Here is an 18,170-nt window from a genome sequence, read left to right as displayed (position 1 = left end):
TTTTATTATGGGATTAGATATATAGTTTTTTTTAAAAAAATCCTGATGAGATTGGAAGAATCCGATATGATGGAGAATATTAAGGAAAATATCAACGTGGGTGAAATTTGGTTTGCCGATCTAGGCAAAAAAGAGGGTAGTGTTCAGAGTGGTAGACGACCGGTCATTGTGATGTTTAATCACGATTACTCACCTTTGATTGGCATTGTTCCATTAACATCAAAAGTGAAGAAGAAGTTTCCTGTTCATGTTGATTTTTTCACTTATGAAGGACTAAAGGAAGATAGCACAGCTCTTGTTGAACAAATTACCACTCTACATTATTCGAATTTTAAATTTAAAATCACTGAAGTAACTCCTAAAAAAATGAATTTATTAAAGAAAGCTTACTTGATTCATACAGGTATAGAAATTCCACCAGAATTATTATAACTTTGAAGATGTGAAAGGTGAAACGTCACTTAAATTAGGAATAGGCAAAAGAAAGAGCGCTATCTAAGCGCTCTCTTGTCACAAGCTTCGATTCTCTGTTTACTTTTTGTAAAGAAAGATCTCGTCGTCCTCATAAAAATCAATCGTGGTTTCTTCCTCCTCTTTCTTCCTGAAAATAAATCCTTCCTGTTCTGAATGACAAACTAGTTCCCAACCTTCAATTGATAACTCTTCCAACGCATGAATAAGGCTACTATCTTCGAAATCGATTGAAAAGTCCTCCGATTCAAATGACCAACAATCAAATACTTGTTTACCTTCCTCTACATTAAATTTCATTAGTTTTTTCAGTATTCCATGGGGTTTATATTTAACAGTTACTGTCTCAGTATGTTTAAGCAAGTGCAACACCACCTATAACATAATTTTGCTGATTCGATTTATTTTTGAAACTGTTCATTGTGTTCTTTTTTTCTATCTTCAATCCACTTGATTAAATCCCTTTTATCAACTCGCCTTGAGTTTCCTATTTTGAAATTTGGTATACCTCCATACTCAACATTCACCTTGAACAATTCATATATGGTTGCCCTTGATACCCCAAGATACTTTGAGATTTCTTCTGCTGTTAATATATCTATGGCCTGTGGGAGATCTGGTTCATTAGGGATCTTATCACTTAGGTGTTTTTTTGTCCTTCTTTCAACTTCTCGTTCAACTTCTTCATCAATATATCGTTCAATTTCTGATGTAATTCGACTAAGTAATTGTTCTTTGGAATTCATTTTCTCCCTCGCTCTTTGGTCTCGTCCCACCATTTTAAAAATTCTTCTCTGTCTGAGTATAATGATTTACCGATCCTAAATGCTGGGATGCCGCCATGGTCTAGGCTCTTATTCATTAGGTCATACACTGACCGAAGGTTAATATTTGTGAACTGATGAATGTTCCTTGGTGTTAGATAGTTAGGCAGTTCTGAACGAGACAAAATTCTTTTCGGATTCTGAGTTATGTTGTCTTCTACGTGTTTATTTTTCTTATCTAAATCTCTAGCCTCTGCCCTTTCTTGTTCTCTCTTTTCAGCCATTACTCGAACTCCTTTAGCAAGAAGTTTTAAAAATTCTATTTCATATGGTTCTAACTCCTCGCTCTTTCTCATGACATCATACACCTACCTTTTTTACGATTAAATCAAAGACCAGGGAACTGCCAACCGGCAGGGTCATTAATATGTGCAATAGCACATCTTTTACTCCTTGTTGTCATCGATTGTGGTTGATCATTATCATCTTTCAGGTACGACAATACCGATAGTATGTATACTGAAATGTAGTTTTTAATCTGGTCACTTATAATTATCGTAATACGAGGAAGAGAGTTCTTCTTTCATAGTTTTCTTTAGTTCTGATAATTCTTCACCAACTTGATCATTTATTCGATCTCTTTCTCTGTAGGACCCAGGATCAGGATATTCTATATATAACAACATCTCGTTAAGAAGATTAGTCGTCTTCTTAGAACCTTTACTAACTTGATCCGACATAAACAATTCGGAAAAAAGGATAAGATTAATAGATTCCTGTAAGCTTTTTCTTGCTTCTTGAAATTCAAGGTTTCTCAGATACAATCTCAAATTATCTATTGCACCTTTTTTATTTCCAGCACTTAACAATGACGAAATTGAATTTTTCTTGCCGAGCGGTATGTTTTCCTTTTCCATAAACATTAAAAAGTCTTGGTCATTAAACTCTTCAAAAGACAAGGATCTTTTTAAGCCATACAAGCTGCTAATATTACCATGAGCTATGAGTAAGAGCTTATACACTTCAGGGTATAATGAATGCCTCTTAACTGAATATTGATTGAAATCATGAATCTGTCTTTGCAAATTAAACCTTAAGGAATCATTCAATTCATTAATTTTTTGTTTATGCGTTTCTAACCTTTTATCACTTGAATATTTGATAATCCCTCCAAGTATTACTGTGATTAATGTAGAGACGACTGTTGAAGTTAATATAGTTACCCAATTTATATTCATTAGATCATGATCTCCTCATAATAAATCATCACTTATGGAATCAAACTTTCCTCCATATTCTAATACCCATTCACGCTTTACTGTATTACCATACCTCTTTTGAATGGTATCCCCCTTTATCGTGGTTCATTTTTTTAAAAAAATCATTACAAAAAACTCGTAGGTAAAATACTACCTACGAGCCTACTTAATGATGGCATTATTCAATTTTTTTTGCATATCAAGTCACGTTGAATCGCTTTAATCGTTTCTTTGTCTAACATTCTTTTTTGATTGTCTATTTGCTGTGCACGGGCTAATATCTCTGAATATTTCCTTTGGCTAACGTTACCGTCGTTTAGAGCCTTTTTAGCGGAAGATCGCATTAATATGCTATTCATAAATATCACTCCTCTACTCTATATTAAACATTTTCTTCATTTGCCGCAACTTCCGCATAGGAACTATATTCAATGTGTGCCGAGTAATATGAATTCATGGCTCCAACAATAACTGCGCCATATAGTTCTGCTATGTATTGACTCTCTGTATTCATGGGGCTGACCCCATCTATTGTTAATACTCCATTTTCGATTGGGACCGCGATAAGAGAATTATAGTTACTACGTGAATCCTCGTTTCTACTCCAGTCTGTATCTATCGTGACGTTGGAAATATTCTGAGCACGGCCAGTCCGCAACGCTCTTCCTGCAACTGAATGATCTTTATGTAACGTCCTAGATTGAGAGTAATTCGAGGGGAAACCGGCACTAACAAAGGCTGGGTGCAATCTTGTTTCGTCGCTATCAAGAAGCCACAAGCAACATCTGTGATGATCTCCAGAATGAAATTTAATATCTGAAGCTAACGAGTCAATAGTTCTTTGTATCAAATTATAACTTTCTGTCATTTTTATTTCAGGGTTTTGAATAAAGGACAGATCGTTTAAGTCATCAATAAATGATTTCACTCCGAATACTATATGAGACAAATATAATGCTAATGCTTCATTTGTTTCTTTCGCTGCTTTAAGATCCGCTAATTCATTACGGAGGTTTTGCGCCTCTTTGTCGCGTTCAATAACTGAATCCACAGTTTGTGAGAACTTTCTAACCCCAAAGATCATGAACCATAAAAAAAGTGCCAATGCAACAAGTAACATAGCTCCAGCAACATGAAAATGCCAAGGATATAGTTTACTAAAAAACTCTTTTAGTATATCAGCCAATATTCCCCCACCCCATTCACCCGAAAACAATATAACTCTTATAACTTATCACGAGTGGAACATTCTGTAAATCGTTTATTACTAATTAAAAAGCCGCCATATACATAGGCGGCAAGTTAAGTTGCGCTGATAATTCAATCTACGTTTAAACTTTCTACGGCATCTAATATTTTTTGCACTTCAGCTGCTGCGCTTTTAAGGAAATTATATTGTGCCTTAAGAGTATCAACTTGTCTCAATATCCCTTGTTGTTGTGTACGATACTGACTAATTTCTTTCTGAAGTTCATCAATCGAAAATTTCTTTTCAATTGTTTCTTTTATAACAACCACGCCATCTTCATACACATGCTCTTTGGAAATAATCTTTTGCTCAGCCACAATCAATACCTACTTATAATCCAATCACTGGAAGGTTCTTGGAGATATTAAGGTGTCCACACTCCATTAATATAATTGTTTTTATTCTGTAAATTCGTATTGCTGCTGTTAGAAAGAGTGTTGATAAAATTATTAGTCATCATTAATTTATCTGTATAAGATATAGCCATCCTTCCACAATAATTATTTGTTGCTAAGATCCTATCGCACACAAATGTAACTGCCTCTCCAATGCATATATCTCCAGTTCCGACTTTACTAAAATTGTTGTAGCACCTGTTGCCTTCAACAATGCAATCATCTGAGTTGTATACCCATAACCCATTTCCACCACAACCTTCAATTATATTATTAGAAACCGTGAAATTGGAACATCCGTCTGTACCAATTCCATGTCTACCAGTGCCTCTTACAATATTTCCTGAAATAATACCATGTGTGTTACCTGCATTGACAAGTATGCCGCGTGACTGGTCAAGAGAATATCTCATGTTTGTCATCACGTTATTAGTGATCGTATAATTACCAGGACCTGCCCCGTCAGCTGGTTGGATTTCAATCCCTCTAAAGCAGTCCTCTACCTGATTATTAGAGATTGCCACATCACGATAATTTAGAGGTTTTATGCATATTCCAGACATGCTTTTGAAGGTATTACGCAATATTGAAATATTATTGTGTGTTAAATTAGTTTGCGAAGAATGGCTCCCAATACCGTCGATACCATTCTGAAATAAGCATCCTTCGATAGTAATGTTGTAACACATTGTACTATCATATGGTCCAAACCATGGAAAAGGAGCTTCTAAGGCAAGGTCAATTTGAATATATTCGGTGCCTCCAGCAGAATAATTGTCAAAAACACAGTTTCGAACAACACCATTTTTCACAGCATTTATCTCAATTGAGTGATAAATTTGTGTATTTATACATTTCACGTTTTCAATTAGTATGTTTGTGCAATGTCCAAAGGCAATACTAGATGCTGCAGTCGTATATTCATCTTTGCTCCCATCGAAAACACCTCCAGAAATAACTACGTTTTTATTTGCGTTGTACCCTCCAATAGTGCCGTCTGATTTATTTAGTATTATTGCGGTTATTTCTGCCGATCTCTTAAATATGGAGTTAGCTGTTGATAGTAAAGTCGTATTTGATCCGATCCTTAGTATTTCGTTAATCAGATACACCCCAGAAGGAACAAATACTACTCCACCCCCATTTAATTCAGCGGCATCTAATGCTAATTGAATGGAAGCTGCTGAAAATGTCACTCCATCTCCAACTGCTCCATAATCCAGTACATCAAACCAACGTTTATTTGCTTTTCCTTCTAACCTTGTATCAGACGCATTGAGACGAGCTGATAAAACTGAGTATCCGCCGCGGGCATCGACTAACTCTGTGATATCATCTCCAGATTGAGCGACAATCTCGCTAATGCGTTCATTTACATTGTCGATAGCTTCTTTTACATCATCGCCCGGAACCAATCCAGCGTATGTGATGTTTTCGGCTTTGTGTGCTGCTGTTGATTTTTTATGTGCGTCTAATTCACTGTTTGTATTAGATAATTCATTGTTTATTTTATTGAAATTACGGTTAATTTTGGGATACATTTGTCTCAAAGTATCAGGTGGATTACCGTTGTCTGCACCTCTAATGATTTCGATGTTTGCCATTTTATATCAACATCCTTCCAATTTATATTCATTAATGAAAACTACCTGTTTTTAGTTAACGATTACCTAGCTCACTAATAACATTAATTAACGTTGATTTATTTTTTACTTCTGTGGTCACTGTCTCAAGCGATTTCGGATTTAAACATAATCGATCACTATATGTTGCTATGTCCTTTCGAAGGCTCTCCATTGCCGTGTATAATGGCACTTTACGATCATTGGTCGCCCCCGCCTTATTGGTGTATTCCTCCGTAAGTTGAAAGCCGCTTTCCTCAAACTGTCTTTCGAATTCCTGGTATTGGAACAGCATCCCAGCAAAAATGTTAATTAGCTTTTTGTACTCCGGTTTATATATACCAAGTGCGGTCATTTCCTTTTGTATTTCCTTTTCAAGCGCCTGCTTTGTCTTTGGCATTCAAACACCCCTTTTTCTCTAAATTTCAGTCTATTGGAAGTGGCTCCCCATACCGGTCCCCAGGTTTTTCTAGAAAATAGTGTCACCCAGGGGGGATACCTCTGCTGCTCCTTCAAAGGATTTAATATGAATCTTGTCGAATGTATTCATGAACCAATACATGTAGGAGTGAATGAGATGTCCCGTAACCCAGCTAGTATAGATTCAGGTAATATCAAGTACAGCATTGAGAATCCACATCTATTGAAGTTCGATATGAACATTCACCACACTACTTTCTATGAGCTTGTTGGATTAAAAATCAGAGCTACCGTTAACATGAACTCCGATCAGGTAACAGCCCTAGCTATCTATGCGCCCAATGGTGATGAGATACATCTGAATGATAAGAATATAGACAGCGGTGATTTAAATGAATTCCATCGCATCCTTATTGAGCGCATTGAAGCATTGAAGGCCGTGTAGGTAAACGAGGGCCATTATCTTCCTTAGAGCATGGCCCTCTATATTTATCTATTAAGGATTAATTAGATCGTATGCAAATGGTACTGTTGTAGCTGGCTGTTCATTGTTCACATTGATTGTAATGAACGATTCAGGATTCAGCGGAAGGCCATCATAATCAGCTGTGCCTTTGAAAACTCTCTCATCCGTCAAGAACCCAACATGATCTGATGATCCAATCTCTCCGCCTCTACGTTCTGCCAACAGATACTTCTCCAGGTAGCCACCTACAATGTCTCCTTCAGGAATGAAGTCTAGGAATTCAATATTGGCGTTGAGTGCTGGGAAGAAACCTCCATTTGCTGTTGTAATTAAGCCGCCGCTAATAGCTAGAGATTCAGGAAGGATTGAACCTTTCCATGTCTTTTCATTCATAGCCAACACCATACCGTTATGAGATCCATTGCTGTCGGCATGAACCGTTTCTTTAATGAGAGCTTTGAATAGCTCCACACCAGTTAATGTTGTTCCGTTCAAACTCTTGATATTCGATGTATGGAGATCCTTCCACTCAGGAGCATATTCCGGGTAATTGCTTGGCTTCTGCAACTGTCCCAATCTTGATGCAAACCCCAACGGCATTCTATTGCCTGTTCCGTATATGATCGCCTTGTCTAGTGCGTATCCGATTGCTTTCATTAACATAAACTCTGCATCCTCAGATAGGGCATCTTCATTGGCATCTTCTAAGTTAGCTTTGCAAACAGGGATATACCCTCCAAGCTTGTAACTTTCAAATTCGTATCCATTCAGACCAAGTTCGAGTTCGTGAAGAGCTGCACACGCTTCAGTCCAGACTGCTTCGATCACATTGTCTGAAATGATTTGTCTTCCACTACCTTTAACCGGCTTCAATCGAACATATTTCAGAAGCTTTGAATGTTCATAAAGTCCATCTCGAATTACATTCAGCACGGTTTCAGGGATTGCTACCTGCATGTTTCTAACTTCACTTAGCTTTTTATAAAACGAACGAACTTCAGGTTTATTCAGGTACTCAGAACGCCGGGATCTTGTCATTACATGATTTCTTATTTTCATTACTTCTTCGCCTCCAAAGGTTTGTGATTGTTGTTTATTGGAACTGGCTTTCAACTTGTTTCTCAACTGCTGTCTTCTTTCTTCTTGTGAAAGAACTGATTCTGGCTGTCTCTTTGTCGCATCAGGTTTTTTAACCCCTCTGGTTTTCATCTGCTCTTTAGCCTGATCGTATTGTTTTTTTCTAACTTGCACACCTGTTTGCTCATATTGCGGATAGGTACAGACGGATACTTCAAACAGTTTGACCTTTCTAATAATCCATTTAATTGATCCATCCTGACGGAAGTCCGTTTCCTCATCTAGGATGTTGAATCCGAAACTACAGCCGGTAACATCATTCCTCGCGCCCCTGTGGTAAAGGTTAACTGCATCGGCATCATTCGGATTGATTTTGATTCGTCCCCACAGGCCCTTAGCATCAGATTTAAGCTCCAATGTACCGGACTTGTTGCGGCCTAGGACCAATGAAGTATCATGGTTTACCAAGGCTCTTACATCATCATTTAACGCATCTTCAAACGCCCCAGGAGCAATTGCCTCATATGCTCCTTCCCACAGCATGGTTTCCACTCCATAAAGAGCGAAGTAACCTTCGATGAACATATCGTTTCCACTCGAAGCTGCTCTGGTGTGCAGTTTAATATCAATGTTTCTAGTTTGCTTTAAGTCTTTGACCATTTTTACCCCTCCTGAATCCACTATTTCTTCGTTTAGCTTTTTGAGCGTAACGAGTATTCATTGCTTTATCTTTAGGTAGCACCCTCTCAGATTTACATGTTGAGCCTAAATATCTTGCCTTAATATCCATACCTACTCACCACCCTTCAAGGGTGGCTTTTCCATAAGCCCCTTCCAGAAGTCGAAGTCATTTAGCGGTTTGCCAGAAATATCGTTTTCCCGTTGTTTAGAGAATTCGTGTAATAGGTTCAGACGTATCATGAACTTGTCAAAGTCTTCTGGTTTCTTCCGGTGGAACTCATGGAATATCATCCTAATCAAAGCTTCCAAAGTGCCGATCCGTGTTCGATCTGTAGAAATGGTTGCGACGCTATCCTGGAATCGAATCTCAAATGTTCTGAGTTCCTTTTTCATTTTCTAACCCACCTATCTATGACATTCCTCTTTTCTTCGTAATGAATTGTGCGTAGCTCTTGGCCTTCAGCAGCGCAATTTCAAATGAAACATTTTCAACTATCATTTTCTGAGCATTAGAGTGCAACTTTCCCTCTTTCCATGTTTCACGCCATGAGCTCCATTTCTCTCCCACAGGCATTATGAATACATGAGTTGTCCGATGTAGTTCACATGTATAGACTTCGCCTGGACACAGAGTGAGGAACCCTGCGGCCCTCGCCCTCTTGTCCATTTGTTCTATCTCAGCTTCATAGATCAGTTCGTCAGCAGTAGGCATGATATCACCTTTTCATATTAAAGATTAAGAAAAAGGGGATTAAGGGGATATACTCAACAACTCCACTAATATCAATGGTTTGCGGTTCGCTATTTTTCAGAAATAAAGTTCTGAATAAGTCCGGGACTATGTCCATTACGCTATTTCCCCTGAATCAATATTCAACTGAATGACTCTTTTTGGTCTGCCCTTTCCTCGAATGGTTCTAACACTAACAAGTCCATTCTCCTGCATTTTTTTCACCGCAGTTTGTAGATCACCACTCTTCACAGTTCCCTTGAATAGATCGTTAACATCTGTCAGACTTAGACCTTCTGAACAATCTTTCAATCTTGTTATTATCTTCGTGATAACTGGATCATCTTGGACTTGTTGTTCACCAAAAATGAATACAACGGACTTGTAACAATACTGCCAAACAGCCAGTGCTGCTCTTAAATGCTCTACTCTTACAAGATGCGACTGATCCAGCAAGGCATATATACAAGCAATACGCATTAGATAAGGGATAACCCGGCTTGTAGCTGCCCCTATTACGCCGTTAGCGTCCTTTTGGATTGGTTCATAGATTCTTCCCCATAACTCAGCAGCGGCGTTATCTCGCTCCATGGGAAGGATGTTTCCGTTGTCGTCTCTCGGCATTCCATTGGATGCATAATCCAACGTATTTTTGATTCTCTCTACAATTGGACCGACATCTACTTTATGGAATTCTCCGCCACTTGGAAGAGATTTCGATTGCTGAACATATAGCCACAAGAACCGGTTTACAAAGCCGTTATGGATTTCATTCCCCGTAAGAAGCTTTCTAAGTTCTTCCGGTGTTATATGTCCTAGAATTGATATATGGGTGTCAGTTGCCTTCATAGGATTCTTGGTGAGTGTGCGAATGTCCCCACTACCATCCCAAGCATTTCGTATAATTGCCGATAGCGTATTACCATCTCGCCGCAATACATTCAACACGGATCCGAATTCACTCTCAACGATCAGCAACCGTTTTTCCTTAACGCCTGGATCCGTTATTACTTCTTCATACTCACCTGTTGGCTTCCGCTGCTTCCCCGAACCTTCATACACGGGCTGTTGCTCGACAACCTCATCACGCACCGCATATATCACACCTTCACCGCTAGAAAGCCCTGACTTCTTCCGTGCGTTGAATTCTACATCCACAGCATTCATTAGCTTGAGGACCGGTTCTAATGATGTTCCTTTCTTGCCTCTAAAGGTCGCGCCAACAAGAACTGAGAACAGCTTCATCCTATGTTCACCGCCCGAAACCATAAAGTGCGGTCCAGTTCCTACCATGTTTCCGAACATCGTCAGAAAGTTGATGAGCAATGCGGCAGGGTCTGCTTCAGTGTGTGGATCGATTAATCGGACAACATCTCCGGCCAAACCATGTAATGCCATTTCGCCAAGTTTTCCGTCCCATTCAGCGACCGTATCAAACACGAACTCATATTCGGACTCGTCAATATCCTGAAGTTGTGTTAATCTGTTGTTAGATGATTTAATTTCAATATCTGATATGTTCTTTTTGCCTTTGTATTGTTCAGTCACACCTTCTAAAGCTTTTGATATGGTTCGGTTACGGTAATCTTCCCGTTCCCATTTTTCGCGCATTAGGCCGCTTGCTCGGAACAATCGGTCTATTTGCTCTGTATTTCTGGTATAAAAGGCAAGCATATTACATAAGGCTTGTTCTGCTTCGCTCTGACTGTTGTAAGAACTCCACCGACCGGAATATAACCTTTCGAACTTCTCACCATGCTTAGCCTTCTTAGCAGCTTCTAGGACTTCCTGATCTTCTATCGTCACAGCCGATTCTATGACAATATTTTCATTAGGTTTATTACCGGCAAACAACAGATCATAGAGCCATGCCAGTTCGCTCTGTCGTTGTTCAATACTTGTTGGTGTCTTTGCCACATGATCACCAGTTACCACAAAGAACCGATCTTGGTCATACATCTCAAACTTCCCCGTTCGATTTCTCGGTCCTGGGATTCTTCCTTTTACAATTACATGTAGGCCATTTTTGCTTTGACTACGTTCAGTGTAGCTATCCAACGATTTTACGATTTCGACAACATCCTCTTGTACCTTCCCATCCACTATGCAGTTATCTATATCAATCCCTGTGAACGGATCTCCTTCAGAAAATACATATCCTATCCCTAAAAGAACCCCCTTGTTCTTGTTGTACGCCGCTAATACTTCCTCAAAGCTTGCCCAACGATTGGGATCGGTAGAGGATGCTCGCTCTCCATCTACAGTGTAAGGAACCTTGGTTGGCTTATCTGACCCTTTACGTTGCTCGAGCTTCGCTAAAACCCATTGGTTTCTTTCCTTTAATTCCGTGGGTATTTTATCGATGTTCATGAACGTCACCGCCTATGCCTGTTTCATTTGTTGGAGCTCACCACGCAGCCAAGACTCTATCACATCTCGATGGAACAGGATCCGTCCCCGAACTCTTGCATGTGGGATCTGTTTTTCCCTGGCCATGGTATACACTGTTGTTTGTGACACTCCAATCAACTCAGCGGCTTCAGCAACAGTTAATGTGATTTTCGTCATCTAACCCACCACCTTATCTAGTTTTAGTCGCAATTCTTCCAATACATCTTCTTCTCTTCCAAATCGAACATGCTCCATTGAAGTGCCGTAAGCACGCAACAGAGTTACGGCTGAAACTAGATTAGCTTTGCCACTATCTTGTTCCCAACGTTTCAAGGTCCGTTTAGTTACCCCGGCAATTTCGGCTGCTTGATCCAACGAAAATCCACTATTGATACGTGCCATTTTGAGTGTGATTTGATACATGTGAATCGCCCTCCTTTTGTCTATTCTGCTTGTGGCTCATCCAACACGACAATCAACACTCCATCTGCATCCAACCAATGATCATGAATGACATATCCGTCACGAATGTAGTTCAGTATTTTTCCGAATTTGGGAAGGAGATCTAGGGCTTCTCCCATCGGATACATTTCAAATTTCAAGTGTTCTTCTTTTTCCAGTCGCTCTCTCTGTTCAGCCGCGACTTTAATTTTTTCAAGCAGATATTCGAATGTCTCACGATCCTTGTTAAAGAGTTCCGTAAGAACATTCCCCACAACCGGTGTTAGCTCTTCTTCAACATCCAAATCTGACAGTTCTCCGCGCTCAGCCTGGCGAATTACCTCTAAACATTCGGACATCATGAGAGAACCAATATTGTCTTGCAAATACTGTGCGTAAGTAATCTTTTCCATGTTCATCTTCCCTTTCTACAATTTATATTTTGAATTGCAATAAACAGCTGCCGCTAATTCAGGACCTACAAAATTAAACGAGTGAAGAATGTCGCCAATGAGTTTTTTAGTCGTCTCTTCATCCATTCCGATTCTGACCGCAGCCATAACCGCGAAACCAAGACAAGAATTATTGTTCCATTGGAGTTGATCTGATCCATCCACTAAACCGGCTTGATATGTGGCATTCAGTCCAGATTCGACCTTATCCAAAAGTTTCATCATTTCCTGGGAAGGGCCTTGAGGAAAGTAAGTCTTCTCTAATGATTTTCTAAACTCCTTAATTACTTTTTTGGATTCATCCATGAATTTTCAGCTCCTATTATTTGCATTATCATTCGTGTCCTTTTCGACTTCTTCACTCATACCTGGGTTGTATGGCTTCTCATTCAAGACAAAATCACCTCCTTCTCTCCACAACCTTGTTTGAGCACTAATAACAATTTGTTTATAAATGCTGATAAATTGTTCAGAAGTCTGATCAACTTGTTGATATAACGATATCAGACGCAAAAATATAAGTCAATATATATTGTTGAATATATTTAGCAAATTGTTTATACTTTTAATCAAAACTAAAGGAATTGGTGATAATTTATGATAAAGTGTAATCTGGCTGTTCTAATGGCTGAAAGAGGTATTAATATTTCAGAGTTATCTGAGAGAACGGGGTTATCTCGCAATACACTAAGCGCATTGCAAAATAATTCTGGAAAGGGAATTCAATTCGATACAATGGATGCTATTTGTAAGCTATTAGACGTTCTTCCAGGTGATTTATTTACTTATGCTGATGTGGAATTTAATTACATTTTCACCCACCCAAATAAACACCAAACTAAACCCGAAGATTGGGGGAGAATAGCAATAGCTAAATATTCAGGTTTTTACGAGGTAGAGATTTTTCATAACGAGACAATAATTACAATGTTAGGTTTGTTAAACACAGAAAACTACCCGAGACGTACACAAGTTGTTTTTTCCATTAATGATAAATCCCGCCTCGAGAAGATTCCTTTGATTTTTAGACAAGAAATTTTCAATAATATCACTGACTTTGCATTGAATGAAATAAACGTCACATATGATCTCCCAATTAAAATAGATAAAAGCTCTATGGAAATAAAATTCATGGATGATGAGTTTGTAAGAAATGAAATTAAAGCTTTCATCCATTCTCAAGACGGTGATTTGGATGAATATTTAGAAAAAATGTAGTACTTATCAATCAATTAGTTATTATTCACTTAATCAGAAGTAATTTTAGGAAAAAGAAAAGCCTATGAAGCCTTATGCGATAAGGGGCTATAGACTAACTCCCCTTATTCCCCTTATTCCGTAACAATAATAAACTAACGTGGAGACATTACGAATGCACATCAATCAATTTCCACAAGAAACACAAGACTTCATTCATGAACTCTGTGCTAAAGCAATTATTAGAGCCATCAAAGAAGGAAAATATAAACCTATTAGAAGGGACGATAAGAATGGCTAACATCCAAAAGCGTGGTGAAAACTCTTGGTTTTTTACGGTGTATACTGGCAAAGGACCTAGTGGAAAATATGGTCGCAAAACCAAAACCATCACCGTGACGGATGAAGCACTACTCAAAACAACAAAGAAATTACAGAACTACTTAGATGATGAATATTCTAAGTTTAGGCAGGAAGTAGAAGCCGGCGAATATATCACTCCACAGAGGATGACTTTCGATGCCTTTATAAAAGAGTGGCGCTCAAAGTATTCCGTTAAGCATCTGGAACATAAAACAAGGATCGCTTATGAGTCTCACCTAAAGAAACGGATCCTTCCTACTTTCGGTCATATGAAATTAGAGGATATAAAGCCTTTGCATATTGTGGACTTCTTGGAGAGCTTAGATAAGGATGGCGGCAGAGGGGACAATAAGAGCGGTGGACTATCATCGGGAACAATACAAATAAATCACCGCGTGTTGAAGAACATATTCTCCCGTGCTGTGGAATGGAAGATCATTAAAGCTAACCCTGTAATGTCCGTGAAGAAGCCAAAGGTCGTCAATAAAGAAATCATTCCATATGACGAACAAGAAGTCTCTCAGCTGCTCCAAGCGCTTGAAAAGGAACCTTTCCATTGGCGCATGATGATTACCTTGGCCCTAACAACGGGTATGAGGCGCGGGGAACTACTTGGTTTAGAGTGGAAACATATAGACTGGAAAACTGGCGTTATTGATGTATCCCAAACGCTGGTACAAGCTCTTAAAGGCGAAATCATAGTAAAAGAACCTAAGACCAAGAATTCTCAGCGTAAAGTGTCTTTGCCCAGCTCTGTCTTGGAGGAACTTCGCGAATACTACGCCCACAGGATCAAGGAACGTGATAAGCTTAAGGACGCCTGGAATGGTACGGATCGGGAAGGAAGGGAATGGAATTTTATATTCTCACACACTGACGGAACACCGTTTCACCATGAACGACCTTATCTGTGGTTCAGACAATTCATTCAAAAGAACAAGTTGCGGTACATTCGCTTTCACGATCTACGGCACACATCAGCAACACTACTCATTAACCAAGGTGTACACGCTAAGATTATTTCAGAGCGGTTAGGTCACGGCAACATCACAACCACAATGAACATTTATGGCCATGCTCTCCGTTCAGCTGATCAAGCTGCAGCTGATAAATTCGATTCGCTGTTTACTTCTCGTAAAGATAAGCAAGAAAAAAAGACACTCGGCTAAATGCTGAAAGTGTCTTTTTTTGTGTCGAATTATCACCATTTACTGGGGATTAATTAACTTTTTCACATCAATTTCACATCAAAGAACCATTTTTGATGCTGTATCAATCAATTTTATATATCTGTACCACCGATTAAATCCTTTATACAAAGGAGATTTCAACCCTGTATTAATTTTTCAACAACAAAGCAACGCTTTCGATATGTGTCGTATGCGGAAACATATCCACCGGCGTTACCTCCACCGTCCGATACCCGCCATCCTCCAACACACGCAAATCCCGTGCCAGTGTGGAAGGATTACAACTCACGTACACAACCCGTTCCGGCTTCATCTCAAGAATCGTCTCCAAGAGACGCGGATCGCACCCTTTACGTGGCGGATCGACCACAATGACATCGGCCTCGATGCCCTGCTCTTTCCAGCGCGGAATCACGTCTTCGGACGCGCCGACTTCAAACTCCACATGCTTCATACCGTTCAGTTCTGCATTGGCACGCGCATCCTCGATCGCTTCCTTCACGATCTCGACCCCATACACCTTCTTGGCAAGCTGGGCCAAGAACAGGGATATCGTCCCGATGCCGCAATAGGCGTCGATCACGGTCTCCTCTCCGGTTAACCCCGCATACTCCACCGTCTTGCCGTACAGCACTTCGGTCTGAGCCGGGTTCACTTGGTAGAAGGAACGCGCAGAAATCGCGAACTTCACATCCCCGATATAGTCATGGATGACTTCACGTCCCCATAGGACGCGGGTAACATCCCCGAAAATAACGTTCGTCTTGCGTGTGTTCACGTTCTGGCAAACACTCACCACAGCCGGGAGCTCCTCACGGATCGCAGCGACCCACTCGTTCACCCGCGGAATCCGCTCGCCATTGGTCACGAGCACAATCATCATCTCCCGGGTAGCAAAACCGATCTTCACCACCACATGGCGAAGCAGGCCTTGACCTGTCTCTTCATTGTAGGCGGTGATGCCTAGCTTCCGCCCGATGGCTTTGACGTGGCTGACCACTTCGTCGTTCTGCTCGTGCTGGATGAGGCACGTCTCCATGTCCACGATCCGGTGGCTGCCCCGGGCGTAGAAGCCGCCGACCAGGCCGCCTTCCGTTACGCCGATCGGCACCTGGGACTTGTTGCGGTAGCGCCAAGGCTCGTTCATGCCGAGTGTCGGACGCACGAGGATCCCCTCTTGATCTGATCCAACGCCGGACACGGCAGGATTCGCCCCATTGGTTTCAGAAATCTCATTGTCCACTCCACCATCTGTGCCACTCCGCTCGTCGCCCACACGTGCCTCTCCAGCACCACCTGCCGCCTCACGCACCACCCGCAGCTTCCCGATCCGCTCCAGGTTGTCAACCACCAGCTGGCGCTTCCACTCCAGCTGTCCGGCATAACTCATATGCTGCAGCTGGCAGCCGCCGCATTGGTCGTAGATGGGGCATGGGGCCGCGATGCGGTTCGGGCTCTGCTTGACCAGCTCCAGCAGCTTGGCGTAGCCATACTGCTTCTTGGTCTTGAGCACCTTCACCCGGGCCTTCTCGCCCGGCAGGGCGCCCTGAACGAACAGGGTGTAGCCGTCCGCACGGCCGACTCCTTCCCCGTCATGGTTCATTCCTATAATATCGATCACGACCTCGTCGTTCTTCGCCACCGGCAGGTCCAGGAGGGCCGCCGAAGCCGCCGGCTTGCCGCGGCGGCGCGTGTCGCTTCCCTTGCGGTTCTTCTTCATGATGTGCTGTTCACTTCTTTCCGTTCAACTTGTCCCTTACTACTCTATATTCCCAATCGGAACACCATCCATAATCAAAGCGGATGATCTTCCGTTAACCTTCACTCGCTTAAACAACAAAAAGCTCCCCCAAGGGAGCTTAGCGCACAAGCTCACGTCCATCATTATACGGGAGCCTCGTATGTTATTCAATCCATCCAGCCTGCAAATCCAATCATTTACTTACAAGAGCCTGGAGTCTAAGCGGCGATCCTCGGCCTGTTCCATCATTTAAAATGACCCATCGCCCCAATCGCCTATCCATCGCTAATGCTAACAGTCCACACACTGAGCCATCGGCAGCAACCATCACGCCTTACGCGCCCCGATGCCTTACGCCTCTCTACCAGCCAAACATCTCAGCCAAAAATCCTTAAGTGCTGCGGCAGAACGCGGAACGTGCCTGGCAGGACGCCGCCGAACTCGCCGTCCAGGTTCAGCTGAACCGGTCCCGGAGATACGACCTCCATATAGTCGGTGCGGAAATGCACGACCCTCTTGTCATTGATATGCTCGCCGCGCAGGGCGAGCGTAGCCACGCGTACGAACTCCGCCAGATTGCACTTGCGCAGGGCAATGACGTCGAACAAGCCGTCGTCGATGCTCGCGCCCGGTGCGATTTTGTCGAAGCCGCCGACCGAGTTGCTGTTCGCAATGAGGAACACCATGAACTCGTCATGGATCGCCGGATGACCGCTGGCGTTGATGATGAGCTCCTGCGGCGCGAGGCTGACCATTTTCTCGATCCCCTTCAAATAATACGCCAGCTGCCCGATCATCGTCTTCAGTTTGCTTGGCACCTCGTAGGTGAGCTCGGTCAGCGTACCGCCGCCCGCAATATTGATGAAGTAACGATCATTCGCTTTGCCCACGTCAATCGGACGCGTCTCGCCCCGAATCACCAGATCGCAGTACTCCTCCCAGTTCTTCGAGATGCCGAGCGCCCTCGCAAAATCGTTCGTGGTGCCCAGCGGGAAAATACCGAGCGGCGGGAGGTTATCCCTGCCGGCCATCCCGTTGATGACCTCATTGAGCGTACCGTCTCCGCCGGCTGCGATCACCAGATCGTATCCGCGTTCGACGGCATCCGCCGCTTCACGGGTCGCATCCCCCTCTCCGGTTGTTGCATGACAGGAGGTTTCGATGCCAGCACTGTCCAGACGGTGCAATATATCAGCAAGCCGACGCTTCATTTCCTCCCGGCCGGAGGTTGGGTTATAGATTAACCTTGCATTTCTCATTA

Annotated in this window: 23 protein-coding genes; 4 read left to right on the top strand and 19 right to left on the bottom strand. The window is 41.8% G+C overall.

Translation table 11 applies throughout. The annotated features are described in order from the left end of the window. Positions 1-66 precede the first annotated feature (66 nt). Positions 67-432: a type II toxin-antitoxin system PemK/MazF family toxin gene (locus PAEVO_RS25745; protein ID WP_165789757.1), complete on the top strand. Its 366-nt coding sequence runs from the start codon at positions 67-69 to the stop codon at positions 430-432. A 99-nt stretch (positions 433-531) separates the two neighbouring features. Here PAEVO_RS25745 and PAEVO_RS25740 read toward each other — a convergent pair whose 3' ends face one another. From PAEVO_RS25740 to PAEVO_RS25705, 9 genes are all read right to left on the bottom strand, one after another. Continuing rightward, the gene (locus PAEVO_RS25740; protein ID WP_100540359.1) at positions 532-834 is read right to left on the bottom strand and encodes a hypothetical protein; all 303 of its coding nucleotides are present in this window, start codon (positions 832-834) and stop codon (positions 532-534) included. A gap of 38 nt (positions 835-872) precedes the next feature. Next, positions 873-1,217 carry a helix-turn-helix domain-containing protein gene (locus PAEVO_RS25735; protein WP_100540358.1) on the bottom strand — a complete coding sequence of 115 codons (345 nt, stop codon included), beginning with the start codon at positions 1,215-1,217 and terminating at the stop codon, positions 873-875. Next, on the bottom strand, positions 1,214-1,591 hold the full coding sequence (locus PAEVO_RS25730) for a DNA-binding protein (protein ID WP_100540357.1): 378 nt from the start codon (positions 1,589-1,591) through the stop codon (positions 1,214-1,216). The genes PAEVO_RS25735 and PAEVO_RS25730 overlap by 4 nt, the downstream gene beginning before the upstream one ends. Before the next feature lie 186 nt (positions 1,592-1,777). Next, the gene (locus tag PAEVO_RS25725) at positions 1,778-2,473 is read right to left on the bottom strand and encodes a hypothetical protein (RefSeq protein ID WP_100540356.1); all 696 of its coding nucleotides are present in this window, start codon (positions 2,471-2,473) and stop codon (positions 1,778-1,780) included. A gap of 203 nt (positions 2,474-2,676) precedes the next feature. After that, the gene (locus PAEVO_RS33980; RefSeq protein ID WP_165789756.1) at positions 2,677-2,853 is read right to left on the bottom strand and encodes a hypothetical protein; all 177 of its coding nucleotides are present in this window, start codon (positions 2,851-2,853) and stop codon (positions 2,677-2,679) included. 23 nt (positions 2,854-2,876) lie between these two features. Beyond that, positions 2,877-3,680 (bottom strand): GAF domain-containing protein, encoded by an 804-nt coding sequence (locus tag PAEVO_RS25720; protein WP_100540355.1) that lies wholly within the window; start codon positions 3,678-3,680, stop codon positions 2,877-2,879. 134 nt (positions 3,681-3,814) lie between these two features. Next, a complete protein-coding gene (locus tag PAEVO_RS25715) occupies positions 3,815-4,060 on the bottom strand; it encodes a hypothetical protein (protein WP_100540354.1) in 246 nt (81 codons plus the stop codon). Positions 4,061-4,107: 47 nt separating this feature from the next. After that, complete coding sequence (locus PAEVO_RS25710) at positions 4,108-5,742, bottom strand: glycosyl hydrolase family 28-related protein (protein WP_100540353.1); 1,635 nt, start codon at positions 5,740-5,742, stop codon at positions 4,108-4,110. A 55-nt stretch (positions 5,743-5,797) separates the two neighbouring features. Further along, complete coding sequence (locus PAEVO_RS25705) at positions 5,798-6,160, bottom strand: P27 family phage terminase small subunit (RefSeq protein ID WP_100540352.1); 363 nt, start codon at positions 6,158-6,160, stop codon at positions 5,798-5,800. A 177-nt stretch (positions 6,161-6,337) separates the two neighbouring features. On the opposite strand from PAEVO_RS25705, the gene PAEVO_RS25700 reads away from it, so the two are divergent. Beyond that, positions 6,338-6,625: a hypothetical protein gene (locus PAEVO_RS25700; protein WP_100540351.1), complete on the top strand. Its 288-nt coding sequence runs from the start codon at positions 6,338-6,340 to the stop codon at positions 6,623-6,625. A gap of 51 nt (positions 6,626-6,676) precedes the next feature. On the opposite strand, the gene PAEVO_RS25695 is transcribed toward PAEVO_RS25700, so the two are convergent. The 8 genes from PAEVO_RS25695 to PAEVO_RS25660 form a co-directional block, all read right to left on the bottom strand. Further along, positions 6,677-8,383: an HK97 family phage prohead protease gene (locus PAEVO_RS25695; RefSeq protein ID WP_100540350.1), complete on the bottom strand. Its 1,707-nt coding sequence runs from the start codon at positions 8,381-8,383 to the stop codon at positions 6,677-6,679. 132 nt (positions 8,384-8,515) lie between these two features. Then, positions 8,516-8,797 (bottom strand): hypothetical protein, encoded by a 282-nt coding sequence (locus tag PAEVO_RS25690; protein ID WP_100540349.1) that lies wholly within the window; start codon positions 8,795-8,797, stop codon positions 8,516-8,518. A 16-nt stretch (positions 8,798-8,813) separates the two neighbouring features. Further along, the gene (locus tag PAEVO_RS25685) at positions 8,814-9,116 is read right to left on the bottom strand and encodes a hypothetical protein (RefSeq protein ID WP_100540348.1); all 303 of its coding nucleotides are present in this window, start codon (positions 9,114-9,116) and stop codon (positions 8,814-8,816) included. Between the two features lie 135 nt (positions 9,117-9,251). Further along, a complete protein-coding gene (locus tag PAEVO_RS25680) occupies positions 9,252-11,504 on the bottom strand; it encodes a phage NrS-1 polymerase family protein (RefSeq protein WP_100540347.1) in 2,253 nt (750 codons plus the stop codon). Between the two features lie 12 nt (positions 11,505-11,516). Beyond that, a complete protein-coding gene (locus tag PAEVO_RS25675) occupies positions 11,517-11,702 on the bottom strand; it encodes a helix-turn-helix domain-containing protein (protein WP_100540346.1) in 186 nt (61 codons plus the stop codon). Beyond that, positions 11,703-11,948, bottom strand: a complete 246-nt coding sequence (locus tag PAEVO_RS25670) for a helix-turn-helix domain-containing protein (protein WP_100540345.1) — start codon at positions 11,946-11,948, stop codon at positions 11,703-11,705. It abuts the gene before it with no gap. 20 nt (positions 11,949-11,968) lie between these two features. Beyond that, positions 11,969-12,379: a hypothetical protein gene (locus tag PAEVO_RS25665; protein WP_100540344.1), complete on the bottom strand. Its 411-nt coding sequence runs from the start codon at positions 12,377-12,379 to the stop codon at positions 11,969-11,971. A 15-nt stretch (positions 12,380-12,394) separates the two neighbouring features. After that, positions 12,395-12,724 carry a hypothetical protein gene (locus PAEVO_RS25660; RefSeq protein ID WP_100540343.1) on the bottom strand — a complete coding sequence of 110 codons (330 nt, stop codon included), beginning with the start codon at positions 12,722-12,724 and terminating at the stop codon, positions 12,395-12,397. Positions 12,725-13,015: 291 nt separating this feature from the next. Between PAEVO_RS25660 and PAEVO_RS25655 the strand changes: the two genes are divergently transcribed. Continuing rightward, positions 13,016-13,636: a helix-turn-helix domain-containing protein gene (locus tag PAEVO_RS25655; protein ID WP_100540342.1), complete on the top strand. Its 621-nt coding sequence runs from the start codon at positions 13,016-13,018 to the stop codon at positions 13,634-13,636. Between the two features lie 272 nt (positions 13,637-13,908). Next, entirely contained in the window at positions 13,909-15,147 is a 1,239-nt protein-coding gene (locus PAEVO_RS25650) for a tyrosine-type recombinase/integrase (RefSeq protein WP_100540341.1), read from the top strand. Between the two features lie 169 nt (positions 15,148-15,316). On the opposite strand, the gene rlmD is transcribed toward PAEVO_RS25650, so the two are convergent. Both rlmD and PAEVO_RS25640 read right to left on the bottom strand, forming a co-directional pair. Then, complete coding sequence (rlmD, locus tag PAEVO_RS25645; RefSeq protein ID WP_100540340.1) at positions 15,317-16,888, bottom strand: 23S rRNA (uracil(1939)-C(5))-methyltransferase RlmD; 1,572 nt, start codon at positions 16,886-16,888, stop codon at positions 15,317-15,319. A gap of 398 nt (positions 16,889-17,286) precedes the next feature. After that, positions 17,287-18,168 (bottom strand): diacylglycerol kinase, encoded by an 882-nt coding sequence (locus PAEVO_RS25640; protein WP_009592325.1) that lies wholly within the window; start codon positions 18,166-18,168, stop codon positions 17,287-17,289. Positions 18,169-18,170 lie beyond the last annotated feature (2 nt).

Source organism: Paenibacillus sp. GM2FR (assembly GCF_002803325.1).
Classification (GTDB): domain Bacteria; phylum Bacillota; class Bacilli; order Paenibacillales; family Paenibacillaceae; genus Paenibacillus_AQ; species Paenibacillus_AQ lautus.
This window is presented reverse-complemented; position numbering and strand designations above follow the sequence as displayed.

What these genes read in the sequence shown, in the direction of transcription:
- PAEVO_RS25640 (WP_009592325.1), bottom strand. Translation starts at nt 18,168, where the DNA reads ATGAGAAATGCAAGGTTAATCTATAACCCAACCTCCGGCCGGGAGGAA.
- PAEVO_RS25690 (WP_100540349.1), bottom strand. Translation starts at nt 8,797, where the DNA reads ATGAAAAAGGAACTCAGAACATTTGAGATTCGATTCCAGGATAGCGTC.
- PAEVO_RS33980 (WP_165789756.1), bottom strand. Translation starts at nt 2,853, where the DNA reads ATGAATAGCATATTAATGCGATCTTCCGCTAAAAAGGCTCTAAACGAC.
- PAEVO_RS25735 (WP_100540358.1), bottom strand. Translation starts at nt 1,217, where the DNA reads ATGAATTCCAAAGAACAATTACTTAGTCGAATTACATCAGAAATTGAA.
- PAEVO_RS25745 (WP_165789757.1), top strand. Translation starts at nt 67, where the DNA reads ATGATGGAGAATATTAAGGAAAATATCAACGTGGGTGAAATTTGGTTT.
- PAEVO_RS25685 (WP_100540348.1), bottom strand. Translation starts at nt 9,116, where the DNA reads ATGCCTACTGCTGACGAACTGATCTATGAAGCTGAGATAGAACAAATG.
- PAEVO_RS25725 (WP_100540356.1), bottom strand. Translation starts at nt 2,473, where the DNA reads ATGAATATAAATTGGGTAACTATATTAACTTCAACAGTCGTCTCTACA.
- PAEVO_RS25660 (WP_100540343.1), bottom strand. Translation starts at nt 12,724, where the DNA reads ATGGATGAATCCAAAAAAGTAATTAAGGAGTTTAGAAAATCATTAGAG.
- PAEVO_RS25705 (WP_100540352.1), bottom strand. Translation starts at nt 6,160, where the DNA reads ATGCCAAAGACAAAGCAGGCGCTTGAAAAGGAAATACAAAAGGAAATG.
- rlmD (WP_100540340.1), bottom strand. Translation starts at nt 16,888, where the DNA reads ATGAAGAAGAACCGCAAGGGAAGCGACACGCGCCGCCGCGGCAAGCCG.
- PAEVO_RS25710 (WP_100540353.1), bottom strand. Translation starts at nt 5,742, where the DNA reads ATGGCAAACATCGAAATCATTAGAGGTGCAGACAACGGTAATCCACCT.
- PAEVO_RS25700 (WP_100540351.1), top strand. Translation starts at nt 6,338, where the DNA reads ATGTCCCGTAACCCAGCTAGTATAGATTCAGGTAATATCAAGTACAGC.
- PAEVO_RS25670 (WP_100540345.1), bottom strand. Translation starts at nt 11,948, where the DNA reads ATGTATCAAATCACACTCAAAATGGCACGTATCAATAGTGGATTTTCG.
- PAEVO_RS25655 (WP_100540342.1), top strand. Translation starts at nt 13,016, where the DNA reads ATGATAAAGTGTAATCTGGCTGTTCTAATGGCTGAAAGAGGTATTAAT.
- PAEVO_RS25730 (WP_100540357.1), bottom strand. Translation starts at nt 1,591, where the DNA reads ATGAGAAAGAGCGAGGAGTTAGAACCATATGAAATAGAATTTTTAAAA.
- PAEVO_RS25695 (WP_100540350.1), bottom strand. Translation starts at nt 8,383, where the DNA reads ATGGTCAAAGACTTAAAGCAAACTAGAAACATTGATATTAAACTGCAC.
- PAEVO_RS25675 (WP_100540346.1), bottom strand. Translation starts at nt 11,702, where the DNA reads ATGACGAAAATCACATTAACTGTTGCTGAAGCCGCTGAGTTGATTGGA.
- PAEVO_RS25680 (WP_100540347.1), bottom strand. Translation starts at nt 11,504, where the DNA reads ATGAACATCGATAAAATACCCACGGAATTAAAGGAAAGAAACCAATGG.
- PAEVO_RS25665 (WP_100540344.1), bottom strand. Translation starts at nt 12,379, where the DNA reads ATGGAAAAGATTACTTACGCACAGTATTTGCAAGACAATATTGGTTCT.
- PAEVO_RS25650 (WP_100540341.1), top strand. Translation starts at nt 13,909, where the DNA reads ATGGCTAACATCCAAAAGCGTGGTGAAAACTCTTGGTTTTTTACGGTG.